The 14215-nt window shown below is 75.1% G+C and carries 10 protein-coding genes; 8 read left to right on the top strand and 2 right to left on the bottom strand.

The window, feature by feature from the left end:
- Positions 1 to 29: 29 nt before the first annotated feature.
- The 3 genes from AC5WAM_RS29790 (at position 30) to AC5WAM_RS29780 (ending at position 3526) form a co-directional block, all read left to right on the top strand.
- Positions 30 to 1307: a sensor histidine kinase gene (locus AC5WAM_RS29790; protein ID WP_495519435.1), complete on the top strand. Its 1278-nt coding sequence runs from the start codon at positions 30 to 32 to the stop codon at positions 1305 to 1307.
- Positions 1292 to 1942 carry a LuxR C-terminal-related transcriptional regulator gene (locus AC5WAM_RS29785; protein ID WP_366791417.1) on the top strand — a complete coding sequence of 217 codons (651 nt, stop codon included), beginning with the start codon at positions 1292 to 1294 and terminating at the stop codon, positions 1940 to 1942. The genes AC5WAM_RS29790 and AC5WAM_RS29785 overlap by 16 nt, the downstream gene beginning before the upstream one ends.
- 75 nt (positions 1943 to 2017) lie before the next feature.
- Positions 2018 to 3526: a DUF1996 domain-containing protein gene (locus AC5WAM_RS29780; protein ID WP_495519434.1), complete on the top strand. Its 1509-nt coding sequence runs from the start codon at positions 2018 to 2020 to the stop codon at positions 3524 to 3526.
- An 88-nt stretch (positions 3527 to 3614) separates the two neighbouring features.
- Here the strand turns inward: AC5WAM_RS29780 and AC5WAM_RS29775 are convergent, their stop codons facing one another.
- Entirely contained in the window at positions 3615 to 4040 is a 426-nt protein-coding gene (locus tag AC5WAM_RS29775; protein WP_495519433.1) for a hypothetical protein, read from the bottom strand.
- Between the two features lie 112 nt (positions 4041 to 4152).
- Here AC5WAM_RS29775 and AC5WAM_RS29770 point away from each other — a divergent pair, with 112 nt between their 5' ends.
- The 5 genes from AC5WAM_RS29770 (at position 4153) to AC5WAM_RS29750 (ending at position 12321) form a co-directional block, all read left to right on the top strand.
- Positions 4153 to 7278 (top strand): alpha-N-acetylglucosaminidase, encoded by a 3126-nt coding sequence (locus AC5WAM_RS29770; RefSeq protein ID WP_495519432.1) that lies wholly within the window; start codon positions 4153 to 4155, stop codon positions 7276 to 7278.
- Between the two features lie 172 nt (positions 7279 to 7450).
- On the top strand, positions 7451 to 9379 hold the full coding sequence (locus AC5WAM_RS29765; protein WP_495519431.1) for a hypothetical protein: 1929 nt from the start codon (positions 7451 to 7453) through the stop codon (positions 9377 to 9379).
- A 160-nt stretch (positions 9380 to 9539) separates the two neighbouring features.
- Positions 9540 to 10454, top strand: a complete 915-nt coding sequence (locus AC5WAM_RS29760; RefSeq protein WP_495519430.1) for a metal-dependent hydrolase — start codon at positions 9540 to 9542, stop codon at positions 10452 to 10454.
- 2 nt (positions 10455 to 10456) lie between these two features.
- Positions 10457 to 11539 (top strand): PDR/VanB family oxidoreductase, encoded by a 1083-nt coding sequence (locus AC5WAM_RS29755; protein WP_495523673.1) that lies wholly within the window; start codon positions 10457 to 10459, stop codon positions 11537 to 11539.
- A 74-nt stretch (positions 11540 to 11613) separates the two neighbouring features.
- Complete coding sequence (locus tag AC5WAM_RS29750) at positions 11614 to 12321, top strand: TetR/AcrR family transcriptional regulator (RefSeq protein ID WP_366791423.1); 708 nt, start codon at positions 11614 to 11616, stop codon at positions 12319 to 12321.
- Here AC5WAM_RS29750 and AC5WAM_RS29745 read toward each other — a convergent pair.
- On the bottom strand, positions 12318 to 14057 hold the full coding sequence (locus AC5WAM_RS29745) for a SpoIIE family protein phosphatase (RefSeq protein ID WP_495519429.1): 1740 nt from the start codon (positions 14055 to 14057) through the stop codon (positions 12318 to 12320). The two genes, AC5WAM_RS29750 and AC5WAM_RS29745, sit on opposite strands and share 4 nt — an antisense overlap.
- Positions 14058 to 14215 lie beyond the last annotated feature (158 nt).

Genomic DNA, 14215 nt, shown 5'->3' with positions numbered 1-14215 from the left:
CGGTCACGGCAGCCGAGGAGAGGGAGACCATGAAGACGTCGAGGGTGCGCGAGAGCCTGCTCGCGGGAGCGCGCGGCCTGTACATGACGGTGCTCTCACTGGCCGGGTCGATCACGCTCTTCGTGCTCTCGGTCGTGTCGATCGTGCTGATCCCGCTCGGGATCGGCGTGTTCACCACCCCGCTGGTCCTGACCGCCGTACGCGCGTACGCGACGCTGCACCGCAGGCACGCCGGGGAGTGGGCAGGCGTGCCGATTCCGGTCCCCTACCGGCAGGAGCCCGCGCGCCCCACCCGCGGTGTGGTCGGGCAGGTGGAGCGGTGCGGCCGGATGCTCAGGGACCCGGCGACCTGGCGGGACCTGCAGTGGCTCCTGGTGAACATGACCTTCGGCTTCGTCCCGGCGGTCCTGGCGCCCTCCCTGGTCCTGTACATGGGGTACGGCTGGGTCCTCGCCTGCGGCGTCTGGAAGCCGATCTACGACGCGGGCGGCGGCGAGTGGTTCGCCTTCATCCACGTCACCTCGCAGAACGCCGCGTTCGGCGCCGCCGCGCTCGGCACCGCCTTCTTCGCCCTGAGCCTGTACGTCAATCCGCTGCTGCTGCGCGCCCACTTCCAGCTCTCGCGCGCCCTGCTGGCCCCGACGGCCACCATGCGCGAGCGGGAGCTCGCGCAGCGCGTGGACCGCCTGGAGGAGACCCGGCACGACGCCGTGGACAGCTCCGCCGCCGAGCTGCGCCGCATCGAACGCGATCTGCACGACGGCGCGCAGGCCCGCCTGGTCGCCATGGGCATGGACCTCGGCACCATCGAGGCCATCGTGGAGAAGGACCCGGCCAAGGCCAAGGAGATGATCGCCAAGGCGCGGCAGAACTCCGGCGAGGCGCTCACCGAGCTGCGCGACCTGGTGCGCGGCATCCACCCGCCGGTCCTGGCCGAGCGCGGCCTCGGCGACGCGGTGCGGGCGCTCGCGCTGCGGCTGCCGGTGGCGACGGACGTGGACGTGGACCTGGCGGGGCGGGCGGACGCCTCGGTGGAGGCGGCGGCGTACTTCGCGGTGAGCGAAGTTCTGACGAACGCGGTCAAGTACGCGCAGGCGGAGCGGATCTGGGTGGACGTCCACCACGCGGACGGCATGCTCCGCATCGCGGTCACCGACAACGGCAAGGGCGGGGCCGGCATCGGCTCGGGAACCGGCCTGAGCGGGATCGAACGGCGGCTCGGTACATTCGACGGCATACTCGCCGTCAGCAGTCCCGTTGGCGGTCCGACCATGGTGACCATGGAGATCCCTTGCGAGTTGTCCTAGCCGAAGACCTCTTCCTGCTGCGCGACGGCCTGGTGCGGATGCTGGAGGCGTTCGACTTCGAGATCGCGGCCGCCGTGGAGACCGGGCCGGAACTGGCCAAGGCCCTGGCGGAGCTCCAGCCGGACGTCGCCGTCGTCGACGTCCGGCTGCCGCCGTCGCACACCGACGAGGGGCTCCAGTGCGCCCTCGCCGCGCGCCGCGCGCGCCCGGGCCTGCCGGTCCTCGTCCTCTCCCAGCACGTGGAGCAGCTGTACGCGCGCGAGCTGCTCGCCGACGGCACCGGCGGCGTGGGGTACCTCCTCAAGGACCGGGTGTTCGACGCCGAGCAGTTCATCGACGCGGTGCGCCGGGTCGCGGCGGGCGGCACCGCGATGGACCCGACGGTCATCCAGCAGCTCCTGTCGCGGCGGTCGGCGAACGAGCCGCTGGGCGCGCTGACCCCGCGCGAGCGCGAGGTCCTGGAGCTGATGGCGCAGGGCAGGTCCAACGCCGCGATCGCGGCGCAGCTCGTGGTGACGGAGCGGGCCATCGCGAAACACACCTCCAACATCTTCGCGAAACTCGACCTCCCGGTCTCCGACGACGACAACCGCCGTGTCCTCGCGGTTCTCGCGTTCCTCGACCAGGGCCGCTGATCAACTGCCGTTCCCCGCAAGGGATTCACCCGCTCCGCGTTGAACGCGGCGGGCCCCTGACGCGTACGTCATCCCATGGGACGCACCACACGACGCACGTCACGAAAACGATCAAAGCGGGCCGGGCGGGCGATCGCCGCGTCGGCGGCGCTCATCCTGGGCGGCGGCGGTCTCGTCGCGGTGAACGTCTACGCCAACGCCGAGGAACCTCCGCCGCCGGACGTCCGGAACCAGAGCCAGGTCCAGGGGGACGGTCCCCGGGCGACCACCATCAGCTGTCCCGATGTGGGCAACCAGCTGCCCGCGGTCCCCGAGGACGCCCGCGCCGAGGTCGACCGGCGGCTCGCGGAGCTGGACAGCCAGCTCACCCAGGCGTACGCGCGCTTCGCCGAGGCCGAGAACCCCGAGGACCAGAGCGCGGTCCTCGATCCGCTGGAGGAGCAGCGGCGGCCGACCCTCGACTCCATCCGCACGGCGATCGACCGGAGCGGCAAGGCCCCCGAGAACCTGGACACCATGGCGCGGTGCACCATGCGCGCCGACGACGACGGCCCGCCGCCGCAAGGCACGGGCCAGGACGCGGGCCAGGACCAGGAACAGGGCCGAGGCCAGGAGCCGGGGCAGGACCAAGGGCCGGGCCGGACCCAGGAGCCGGGCCGGGACCAAGGGCCGGGCCAGGGCCAGGGCCAGGCGGGCAACGGCCCCGAGGCCGGGGACTTCGTCGACATCACCTCCGTACGGCCCAACGTCCAAAGGCCCCGCGACCAGCGCGGCGCGTCACGCGGCACCTTCACCACGCGCTGCGGCACGAACGAGAACGGCAAGTTCAACCCGGACAACGTCATCGTGGCGCCCGGCGTGAGCAACGGCGCCCACCACATGCACGACTACGTCGGCAACCAGGAGACCGACGCCTTCTCCAGCGACCAGGAACTCGCCGGCGGCCGCACCAGCTGCCGCAACCAGGGCGACAAGTCGACGTACTACTGGCCCGTCCTGCGGCTCCAGAACGGAAACGACGAGGACGACTCCGGTGCGGACGGCGGCGGCCGGGACAAGAACGTCGGCGAGATCCAGACGCCGGACCAGGTCACGCTGAAGTTCGTCGGCAGCCCCGTCGGCAAGGTCACCGCGATGCCGCGGTTCCTGCGCGTCATCACCGGCGACGCCAAGGCGTTCACCAACGGCGACGCGAACGCCAACGCCTCCTGGAGCTGCACCGGATTCGAGAACCGCCAGCTCAAGGACAAGTACCCGATCTGCCCCGAGGGCAGCAAGGTGGTCCGCACCTTCCGCTTCCAGAGCTGCTGGGACGGCCGGAACACCGACAGCGCCAACCACCGCACGCACGTCGCGTTCGCCGACCCGCGCAGCGGCCGCTGCCCCCAGGGCTTCCGCGCCGTGCCGCAGCTGGTGCAGCGCATCGTGTACGACGTGCCGCCGGGCCCCGGCTTCGCCGTGGACTCCTTCCCCGAGCAGCTGCACAAGCCCGTCACCGACCACGGCGACTTCATCAACGTGTTCGACCAGCGGCTGATGCGCCGTGTCGCCGCGTGCCTGAACGAGGGCCGTCGCTGTTCTTGACGCCACGGTCCGTCGACGGGCTGATCGCGCCCGCGGGGCGGAGCCGAACAGAGGCGCAGCCCCGCGCCCCTTCGGGCGCTCCGCGCGGTCAGCCCGTCGACGTGTGGTGCGAGGACTTCTCCACCGTCCCGCCGAGCCGGCCGCGCAGCGCCCTGAGCACGCCCGGCTCGGCCACCGCGACCCACTTGCGGCCCACGAGGTAGCTCCCGCCGTAGTCCTTGGCCTGGTTGAGCCACTCGCGCTCGCCCCGGTCGGTGGCGAAGGTCGCGAGCACGAAGCGGCCGTCCCCGTTCCGGCAGTTCGCCTGGCGCAGCTCCGCCGCGTCCGTCTGGACGTCGGGCGCGCACTCGACCCTCGCCGCGAGCTGCTCCAGGGAGCCGGTGGCCGCGGCCCTGCCCCGCCCGGCCCCGGACCCGCCGTCGCCGCCCTCGCCGTCGCCCGCGAGCCCGGCCGCGATCACCAGGCCGATCGTGGTGGCCGAAACGGCCCCGGCCGCCCACACCATGCTCCTCATCCGCCGCTCCCGTCTCATCAGGTGATGTGAACGCGCCGTGTCCGTGCGTTCCGTCGCGCCCCGCAGGCCGCCCGGATACCGTGCGCCGCAGCCATCGACGCAGGGGGTACACATGTACGAGCCATCGCGACGCTCCGTCCTCGGCACCGCGGGCGCCCTCGGCCTCACCGGCCTGGGCACCGCCCTTCCGGCCCTGCCCGCCCGCGCGGCCGAGGGGCCCGTCCGGGGCCCGGCCTTCGATACGGACGCGGCGCGCGCCGTGCTCAATCGTCGACTCCCGCACCACGCGGACCAGTTCCGCCTCGGGCTCGTCCCGGCGCACGGCGGCCGGGACCGCTTCCGCGTGACCGGGACGACGGGACGCGTCGAGGTGTCGGGCACCACGCCCGCCGTGCTGCTCGCCGGAGTCCACTGGTACCTGAAGTACGTGTGCGGCGCGCACCTCGCCTGGAACGGCGGCCAGCTGAACCTGCCGCGCCGGCTGCCCGCGCCCGCGCGCCCGCTCGCCCGGTCCACCGCGCTCCCCCACCGGTTCGCGCTCAACGACACCAACGACGGCTACACCGCCCCGTACGCCGACTGGCCGTACTGGGAGCGCATGATCGACCTCCTCGCCCTGCACGGCTGCAACGAGGTCTTCGTCATCGCGGGCACCGAGGCCGTCTACCACCGGCTCCTGAAGGACTTCCAGTACACCGACGCCGAGTCCCGCGCCTGGCTGCCCGCGCCCTCGCACCAGCCCTGGTGGCTGCTGCAGAACCTGTCCGGCTACGGCGGCCCGCTCTCGCCCGAGCTCATCGCGCGCCGCGCGGAGCTCGGCCGCCGGATCGTGGACCGGCTGCGCGAGCTGGGCATGGCGCCGGTCCTGCCCGGCTACTACGGACACGTCCCCGACGGCTTCGTCACCCGCAACGGCGGCGACGCCCGCGTCGTCCCGCAGGGCACCTGGCACGGCTTCAAGCGGCCCGACTGGCTGGACCCGCGCACCGACGCGTTCGCGCGGGTCGCCGCGGCCTTCTACCGCCACCAGCGCGATCTGTTCGGCGCGGCCGGGCACTTCAAGATGGACCTGCTGCACGAGGGCGGCACCGCGGGCGACGTGCCCGTGCCGGACGCCGCGCGCGGCGTGGAGAAGGCCCTGCGCGCCGCGCACCCGGGCGCGACCTGGGTGATCCTCGGCTGGCAGGAGAACCCGCTGCCCGAACTGCTCGACGCCATCGACAAGAAGAAGATGCTGATCGTCGACGGCGTCTCCGACCGCTACGGCAGCGTCACCGACCGCGAGAAGGACTGGGGCGGCACGCCCTACTGCTTCGGCACCATCCCGAACTTCGGCGGACGCACCACCATCGGCGCCCGCACGCACGTCTGGCAGGAGAAGTTCTTCGCCTGGCGCGACAAGCCGGACAGCGCGCTCGCCGGGACCGCCTACCTGCCGGAGGCCACCGACCGCGACCCGGCCGCCTTCGCCCTCTTCTCCGAACTGGCCTGGCGCGACGGCGAGATGGACCGCGCCGCGTGGTTCTCCTCCTACGCCGACTTCCGCTACGGCGGGCACGACCGCGCCGCGCGCTCCGCCTGGCGCGCCCTGCACGACACGGCGTACCAGCACACGGCGGTGGAGCGCAGCGACCCGCACGACTCGCTGTTCGCGGCCCGCCCCGACCTGGCCGCGAACCGCGCCGCCGAGTACGCGCCGCGCGCCCTCACCTACGACCCCGCCCGCTTCGACGCGGCCCTCGCGGGCCTGCTCGGCGTCGCACCGCGGCTGCGCTCCAGCGCCGCCTACAAGTACGACCTGGTGGACGTGGCGCGCCAGGCCCTCGCCCACCGCAGCCGCCAGCTCCTGCCGCAGCTCAGAGCCGCCTATCTGCGCAAGGACCAGGACGCCTTCCGGGCCCTGTCCACGCTGTGGCTGCGCCTGATGCGGCTCGCGGACGACGTGACCGGGGCGCACGAGGCCTTCCTGCTCGGGCCGTGGCTCGACGACGCGCGGCGGCTCGCCACCGGCGACGCCGAGCGCGCCGAGTTCGAGCGCACCGCGCGGGTCCTCATCACCGTGTGGGGCGACCGCCCCACCTCCGAGGGCGGCAATCTGCACGACTACGGCAACCGCGAGTGGCACGGCCTGCTGCGCGACTTCTACACGCCGCGCTGGCAGCGGTGGCTGGACGAGCTGGCCGACGCCCTCGCGGCGGGCCGCGCGCCCCGGGCGGTCGACTGGTTCGCCGCCTTCGAGGAGCCGTGGACGCGCCGCCGCGACGACCATCCGCTGCGGCCGGTCACCGACGCGCACCGCACGGCCTCGCTGGTCCGCGACGTGCTCGCCCGCGCGCCCTACCAGGGCTCCCTGGAGGTCACCGCCGAGCCGCCCGCGTTCCCGCCCGGCGGCGGCGCCCGCGTCGAGGCCCGCTTCCGCAACGTCAACGGGCTGCGCGCCACGGGCCGCGTCGACTTCGCCCTCACCGGCATCGACGCCGCCCCCGACGGGCCGACGTCGCTGCCCCGCGTGCCCGCCGGAGGCTCCGGCACGGTCGCCTGGCGCGCGCACGCCCCCGGCACCCCCCTCGACCGGCCGCTGCGGCCCCTCCCCTACACGATCGCCGTGGAGTACGGTCCGCGGGGCGAGCCGCGGGTGCGGGCGGTCCACGAAGGCACCCTCTTCGAAGCCGGACCCCTCGGCCCCGACTGGCGGACCCACACCACCAACGCCGCCGTCTTCGGCGAGCTCGACGGGCGGTACGCCATCGACGGCGCCGGGGCCGATCTGTGGCGCGGCACCGCGGAGTTCGGCACGCTCTTCAGGCCGGGGGCCCTGCGGGACGGAGTCTCCGCGACCGTGCGCGTCGACTCCCAGGCGGCCACCGGGCCCTGGGCCCGGGCGGGCCTCATCGCCCGCAACTCCCTGGCCGCCCCGGGCTCCCCGGGCTTCCTGAACCTGGCCGTCACCCCCGCCAACGGGGTCGTCCTCTCCTACGACACGACGGGCGACGGCACCCTGGACACCTATCGGCGCGTCACCGGGGTGAAGGCGCCGGTGCTGCTGCGCCTGACCCGGGCCGGGGGCTCCTTCACCGGAGAGTTCTCCACGGATGGCGGGGGCTCCTGGCGGTCGGTGGCCACGGTGTCCCTGCCCGGGGTGGCCGCCGCTCAGGACGTGGGCCTCTTCATGACCGCGGCCAACGGCGGCACGGGGGCCCACGGCCTCGCCGAGTTCAGCGCCTGGCACCTGGCCTGACCTCTCGCGGGAGCGCCCCGGACCCGCCCCTTCCCGCTTCCTGGGGACTCCGCCCCCAGACCCCCGCTCCTCAGACGCCGGAGGGGCTGAAACCCTGCCGTGCAGCGGGGGCCCGGGGGCGGCAGCCCCGAGTGTGAAGTGACCGTCGGACCATTCGCTCGTTCTGCTGAACGTGTCGTCATCGCAGTCCACGAAAGCCGCCGCGCCGACCGGAGGGGCCGGGGAGACCGGGTCCGCCAGGTCCGTCGTCGACGTCGAGCAGGCCGAAGCCGCCCTCGTCGAGCACTACCCCCGCCTGGTCCGCCTGGCCTACCTGGTCCTGCCGCCCGGCCTCGGCCGCAACCGCCGCGTCCTGACCGCGCACGCGCTCGTCCAAAGGGCCCTGCCCCGCGGCCGCACGCAGACCGCGGTCGTGCCGGACCAGCGCGGCCCCGGCCGGAGCGCCGACCCCGGCTACGCCTACGTACGCCGCCAAGTGCTGCGCGCCGCCCTCGAAGCGGGCCTCCCGCTCAAGCGCCGGGCCTGGCCCAAGCGGTCCCAGCTGCCGCCGCTGCTGCCCCAGGTGTGGGGGCTCAGACTGTTCCCGCGCTCCGGCGGCGCCGACGAACTCGCCCTGGACCAGCGGCTCTCCGCCCTGTCCGGGCCCGCCCGCGCCGCGTACGTGCTGCGCGGCCTCGAACGGCTCGGGGACGACGAGGTGCGCCGCGCCCTCGACGCCGCCGGGGTCACCGACGTGGACACCGCCCTCACCGAGGCCGACGGCGTCGAAGCCCTGTACGCGCTCCTGGAGTCCCCCGAGTTCGACCCGTGCTCCCTCCAGGCCAGGCCCACCGACCTGATGCGGCGCAGGCAGCACCTGCGGGCCGCGGCCGTGGCCGCCGCGGCCGCCCTGGTCTGCGGGGCGCTCCTCGGCATGCCGGGCGAGGGCTGGGGCCCGGACGGAGCCGCCGCGCCCCCGTACGCGAAGAACCCGGCCGCCGAGGCCGCGCTCGACCCCGCCAAGCTCACGAAGGCCGCGCCCGCCGCCTGGAAGCGCTCCCCGCGCACCGACTTCACGGTGTGGCCCGCGCGCGGCGAACTCACCGGCGACACCGCCCTGCTGCGCCGCGCCCTCGCGGTGTGGGCGCGGCCCGGCAAGTCCGTACGGGTGTCGGCGACGCCGGGCACCGCGGCGGGGGCGCCGCCCGGGCCCGCGCAGCTGCTCTTCGCGGGCGAGGTCGACGCCGCGCGCGTCGTCCTCCTCCACGACGGCCTGCGCGTCGTGCGGTACGCCGAGCCCAAGGACGGCACCGGCGGCGCCGCGCTCGACTTCGCCCGGGTCGACGGCGCCACCGCCGCCGACTCCGGCGCGGTCGTGCTCGGCCGCGCCGACGGCAACGTCCGCTATCTGACGGCTCCTTGGGTGCGCTCCGCCGCCGTCCGCGACCTGCTCAGGCCGAGCGGCGCCGCCACCGCGCTGCGGCGCGGCGCCGACGGCGTCACCGCGCCCTTCGCGAGCCCGGCCCTCGCGGGCGACTGCCGGTCCTGGAACGCGCTCCAGCTGCGCGAGGCGGACGGCGCCACGCGGCTCTCCACGGACCTCGGCGAGCTCACCCCCGCCCGGCTCACCGCGGGGCGGCCCACCGCGCCCCGCGACGCCCGCGCCGCCGACTGGGACCGGACCGCCTGCTCCCTCGCCGCCGCCCGTTCGCACGGCGTCCGGTCCGTCAACGCGTGGCAGTACGCCCGCCAGGCCCTGCCCGACGGCAGCGGCCCGGCGCGCTGGGTGTGCACCCGCGCGGAGACGTGGCAGGGCAACGGGAGCCGGACCCTCGCCCAGGTCCTGACGCCCGGCGCCGCGGCGGGCGCCGTCGCCGCCAAGGCGGAGAACGCGCCCGCCTGCGGCGAGCGGGAGCCGCGCGTGCTCGCGGGCGTGCTGTGGAAGGCCCGTACGGGCAGCTGGTACGTCCTGGCCGCGGGCAGCGAGGACGTGGCCTCGGTGCGGGTCTCCGGGCGAGAGCCTGTTGCCGGTCCCGTGGCCGCGCTGCCCGCGAAGCGGGGGGAACGGCTTCAGCTGACCGCGAGGCTCGCGGACGGCTCCAGGCTCAGCGTTCTTCACTGACCTCTGCCGTCGATCGTCTGCGGACCGTCGTGGCTTGTCGCGCAGTTCCCCGCGCCCCCATGGGGCGCGGGCCCTCGGGCCGCGACCTCTAGGGGGCGCGGCCCGAAAAGCCCCTTCCGAGGGGTGTACCCACGGGGTTACCCGGCCGTACATTGACGCCATGTCTAACACGAAGGCCCGGCTCCCCCAGCCCGTCGCCTCCGAGCACATACCGCTCAAGGCCCGCAACGTCTCCTTCTCCTGGGAGAAGACGCCCCTCCACTGGCTCCCGGGCGACCCCTTCACCACGCACACGATCAACGTCCTGCACCTCCTGCTGCCCGCGGGAGAGCGCTGGTTCGTGCACGTGTACAAGCAGGCGCTGCCCCTCATCCGCGACGAGCGGCTGCGGGAGGACGTCATCGGGTTCATCGGCCAGGAGGCCATGCACGCGCAGGCCCACGACGAAGTCCTGCCGCACCTGCGGGAGCAGGGCCTCGACCCGACCCCGTACACCGCGCAGGTCGACTGGCTCTTCGAGAAGCTGCTCGGCGACCGGACGCTGCCGCCGGGCCGGGCCCGCCGCTGGTGGCTCCTGGAGCGCGTCGCGCTGATCGCGGCGATCGAGCACTACACCGCCTTCCTCGGCGACTGGGTCCTGAACGCGCACGAGCTGGACCGGCGCGGCGCCGACCCCACCATGCTGGACCTGCTGCGCTGGCACGGCGCCGAGGAGGTCGAGCACCGCTCCGTCGCCTTCGACCTGTTCGTGCACCTCGACGGCTGCTACCGCCGCCGGGCCCGCACCTGGGCTACCGCCTTCACGGCGCTGGTGTTCCTGTGGCAGCGCGGCGCCCGCTTCTTCATGGCGAACGACCCGACGCTGCGCGACGGCAAGGCGACCTTCAGGGACTTCCACCGGAGCGGGCGCGCGGGCACGCTGCCCAGCACCGGCGCCATGCTCCGCTCCATCCCCACGTACTTGAGCCGCTCCTACCACCCCTCGCAGGAGGGCAGCACGGCCCAGGCCATCGCCTACCTCGCCGCGTCCCCCGCCGCCACCGCCGCCGAGGCCCGCGCGAACGGAGCCGCGTGACCATGCCGCTGCCCCGCACCGCCCGCACCGCCCTGCTCGTCACCGGCGCCGTCCTGGTCGCCGGGCGGACCAGGCGCGCCCTGCGCCGCCGCGTCGGCGCGTCCCCGCTGTGGCCGCTGCCCGCCCTGGAGACACCCGTCTCGGGACGGCCGCGCTCGCGGGCGCTGCGGCTGCGCGTGGCCCGCCACGAGCCGGTCGCCGACGGCGTCGTCCAACTGCTCCTGGAGGGAAGGTCGTTGCCCGCCTGGGAGCCGGGCGCCCACCTCGACCTGGTGCTGCCCTCGGGGCTCGTACGGCAGTACTCGCTGTGCGGGGACCCCGGCGACCCCTCCTCGTACACGATCGCCACCCGGAGGATCGGCGCCGACGAGGGCGGCAGGGGCGGTTCGCGCGAGGTGCACGAGGAGCTGTACGAGGGCGCGGAGGTCGAGGTGCGCGGGCCGCGCAACCGCTTCCCGCTGGTCGCGGACGCCCCCGCGTACGTGTTCGTCGCGGGCGGCATCGGGATCACCCCGATCCTGCCCATGGTCCGGGCCGTCGAGGCCCGGGGCGGCAGCTGGCGGCTGCTGTACTGCGGGCGCGGCCGGGCCTCCATGCCCTTCCTCGACGAGCTGGAGAAGGCGGGCGGCGAGCGCGTCACCGTCGTCGCCGAGGACACGGACGGACGGCCGGACGTCGCCGCGTTCCTCGACGGCGCCGCCGAGCAGGGCGCCGCCGTGTACGTGTGCGGGCCCGAAGGCCTCATGGACGCCGTGGCCGCCGCGCTGCCCGAGAGCCGCCCGCCGCACCTGGAGCGGTTCGCGCCCCGCGCCCCGGCGGACGGCGGCGCCTTCGAGGTCGAACTGCGCCGCAGCGGCCGCACGGTGACCGTCGGCGCGGACACCACGGTGCTCGCCGCCGTCCGCGAGGAGCTGCCGAGCACCCCGTACTCCTGCGAGCAGGGCTTCTGCGGCACCTGCCAACAGCGGGTCCTGGAGGGCGAGATCGACCACCGGGACGAGCTCCTCACCGACGGCGAGCGGAGCGACTCGATGCTGATCTGCGTGTCCCGGGCGCGAGGAGAGCGGATCGTCCTCGACCTGTGAGCGCGCCAGGCGGCGGCGAACGGGCGGAGCGGGGGCCTCCGTTCGTGCCCCGAACGGATCGGTAGAGTGTTCGCATGACTACGGGGACGCGGCGCAGGATGGGTGTCGAGGAGCGGCGGCAGCAACTGATCGGGGTGGCCCTCGAACTGTTCAGCCACCGCTCGCCCGAGGACGTCTCCATCGACGAGATAGCCTCGGCCGCGGGCATCTCGCGCCCGCTGGTGTACCACTACTTCCCCGGCAAGCTCAGCCTGTACGAGGCCGCCCTGCAGCGGGCCGCGGACGAGCTGGCCGAGCGGTTCGTGGAGCCGCGCGAAGGGCCCCTCGGCGCCCGCCTGCTGCGGGTGACGGGCCGCTTCTTCGGCTTCGTCGACGAGCACGGACCCGGCTTCTACGCGCTGATGCGCGGCGGCCCCGCCGTCGGCTCCTCCACGACGAACGCCCTGATCGACTCGGTGCGCCAGGCGGCGTACGACCAGATCGTCGCGCACCTGGGCATCGCCGCGCCGCCCGCGCGCCTGGAGCTCGTCGTGCGCTCCTGGATCTCCCTCGCCGAGTCCACCGCCCTGATCTGGCTGGACGGCCGCCGCATTCCGCGCGCCGAGCTCGAACGGCAACTCGTGCACGACTTCGCGGCGTTGGCGGCGGTCAGCGCGGCGTACGACCAGGAGATGGCGGAGCTGCTCGGCCAGGTCCTCGCCGACGAACCCGCCGACGGACCGTTCGCGGACCTGCTCTCCCGCCTCGCCGCGTTCGCACCGGCCGCCGTGCTGCCGTCCTAGCTCCCGGGCCCGTCGGCGGCGTGCCCGCCGTCGCCGGTGAGGCGCAGCGCCAACAGCGCGACGTCGTCCTCCCGTTCGCGCCCGAAGCACTCCAGGAGCGTGTCGCACAGGGCCGTCACGCCGTGCGGAGCCCCGGCGGCCGCGACGCGCAGGTGCTCCATCGACACGGCGAGGTCCGTGCCGCGCGTCTCGATCAGGCCGTCGGTGACCATCAGGAGGCGGTCCTCGGGCGTCAGGCACACCTCGGTGGTCTCCGGCCGCGGCAGCCCGAGGCCGAGCAGCGGGCCGCGCGCCCTGACGTACCCGGCCCTGCCGCCGTCGTGGACGACCAGCGGCGGGATGTGCCCGGCGTTGGCGACCCGGACACGGCCCGTCGCCGGGTCGACGAGCGCCAGGCACAGGGTGGCCGTGACGTCCGGGTGGTAGCTCTGGAGCATGCGGTCCAGGCGCCCGGCCAGCGCGCCGGGGTCCGGGTCCTCCACGCAGTAGGCGCGCAGCGCGTGGCGCAGCTCCACCATCACCGTGGCCGCTTCCAGGGAGTGGCCCACGACGTCGCCGATGCCGGTGAGCACGCCCGCGGGCGTGGCGAGCACCGCGTAGAAGTCGCCGCCGATCTCCGCCTGCCGCGAGGCCGGTTCGTAGCGGACGACGACCTCCGCGCCGGGCGTGTGCGGCAGCCGGGCCGGCAGGAAGCTGCGCTGGAGGGTGAGGGCGACGTGGCGCTCCTTCTCGTACATGAAGAGCTGCTCCGCGACGCGTGCGGTGGCGTGGGCGAGCCGCGTGAGCTCGGCGGCGTGGTCGTGCGCGTGGGCGGGGGTCGCCAGGCACACCGGGGCGTGGTCGTCGCGGGTCCGGGCGAGGGCGAGCAGCGCGCCGTCGGGCGGGGCGAGGAGCGGGTCGTCGTACGCGCGATCGCCGCCGTGGCCGTTGCCCGCGCGGGACTCCAGGACGTCGGGGCCCGCCGCGAAGGGGCCCGCGCCGAAGAACCCGGCGGGCCAGACCGGCGCGGGGATCACCGTGCTGTGGGCGCCGGTCCTGCCGGACATGAGGCTGCGCAGCAGCCGGGCCACGGCGTCGTGGGCGCCCCGGTCGGGCAGCGCCGTGGCGGCCCGGCGGCGGGACAGGCCGCGGTGCATCTCGCCCTCGTCGTCGAGCACGAAGGCCGCGGCGGGCGTGCCGCTGAGCCGGGCCGCCTGGGTGGCCGCGGTCTCGGCCAGCTCGCCCGGGCAGCCCGCGGACTGGACGTCGAGGACGGCCTCGGCGAGCAGCGTGAGCCGGCCCGCCCGGATGGTGGCCGCGCTGTGGCGGCGGGCGCCGCGGGTCGCGGCGCGCACCACCGCCTCGATCTCCTCCGGCTCGGCGGGCACGGTCAGATAGGCCTCGGCGCCCGCGTCCAGGCCCCGGCAGCGGTCGAGGGAGCCGTGCGCGACGGCGGAGAAGTGCACGACGGGCAGGCCCGCGGTCGTCGGTGACGCCTTTATGCGGCGGCACAGGTCGTAGCCGCTCATGTCGGGCAGGCCGACGTCGACGAGCGCCACGTCGGGCAGTTCGCCCGCGCGCAGCCGGGCGTCGAGGGCGAGCAGGGCCTCGCCCGCGCTCCCGGCGAGCAGGACCCGGTGGCCCGCCCGGCGCAGTACCGCGCCCAGCGCGTACCGGCTCGCGGGGACGTCGTCGACCACCAGAACGGTGGTGGCGTCCGGCCGGGCCTCTTCCTTCCGGCCCGCGACGTTCTCCATGACGCCCACGTGGACTGCCCCCCGGAGCTGCGGACGACAGCGGGCCCCCTCGGCACGCTCGGATCGCCCGTCCACGCTAGCGCTCCGCCACGCTCCTGGGGAGCGCATGGCACCCTTGCGCCCCCGCCGGCTGCGAACGCGCGGCCCGTGCCGGGGCC

It is taken from the genome of Streptomyces sp. JLYT201, from assembly GCF_059448825.1.
The sequence above is the reverse complement of the archived record's forward strand: the minus strand, read 5'-3'. Positions and strand labels throughout refer to the sequence as shown.

Excerpts from the sequence above, each read along its gene's own strand:
- AC5WAM_RS29755 (WP_495523673.1), top strand. The coding sequence starts at position 10,457 with ATGCCGCTGCCCCGCACCGCCCGCACCGCCCTGCTCGTCACCGGCGCC.
- AC5WAM_RS29780 (WP_495519434.1), top strand. The coding sequence starts at position 2,018 with ATGGGACGCACCACACGACGCACGTCACGAAAACGATCAAAGCGGGCC.
- AC5WAM_RS29750 (WP_366791423.1), top strand. The coding sequence starts at position 11,614 with ATGACTACGGGGACGCGGCGCAGGATGGGTGTCGAGGAGCGGCGGCAG.
- AC5WAM_RS29770 (WP_495519432.1), top strand. The coding sequence starts at position 4,153 with ATGTACGAGCCATCGCGACGCTCCGTCCTCGGCACCGCGGGCGCCCTC.
- AC5WAM_RS29790 (WP_495519435.1), top strand. The coding sequence starts at position 30 with ATGAAGACGTCGAGGGTGCGCGAGAGCCTGCTCGCGGGAGCGCGCGGC.
- AC5WAM_RS29760 (WP_495519430.1), top strand. The coding sequence starts at position 9,540 with ATGTCTAACACGAAGGCCCGGCTCCCCCAGCCCGTCGCCTCCGAGCAC.
- AC5WAM_RS29745 (WP_495519429.1), bottom strand. The coding sequence starts at position 14,057 with ATGGAGAACGTCGCGGGCCGGAAGGAAGAGGCCCGGCCGGACGCCACC.
- AC5WAM_RS29775 (WP_495519433.1), bottom strand. The coding sequence starts at position 4,040 with ATGAGGAGCATGGTGTGGGCGGCCGGGGCCGTTTCGGCCACCACGATC.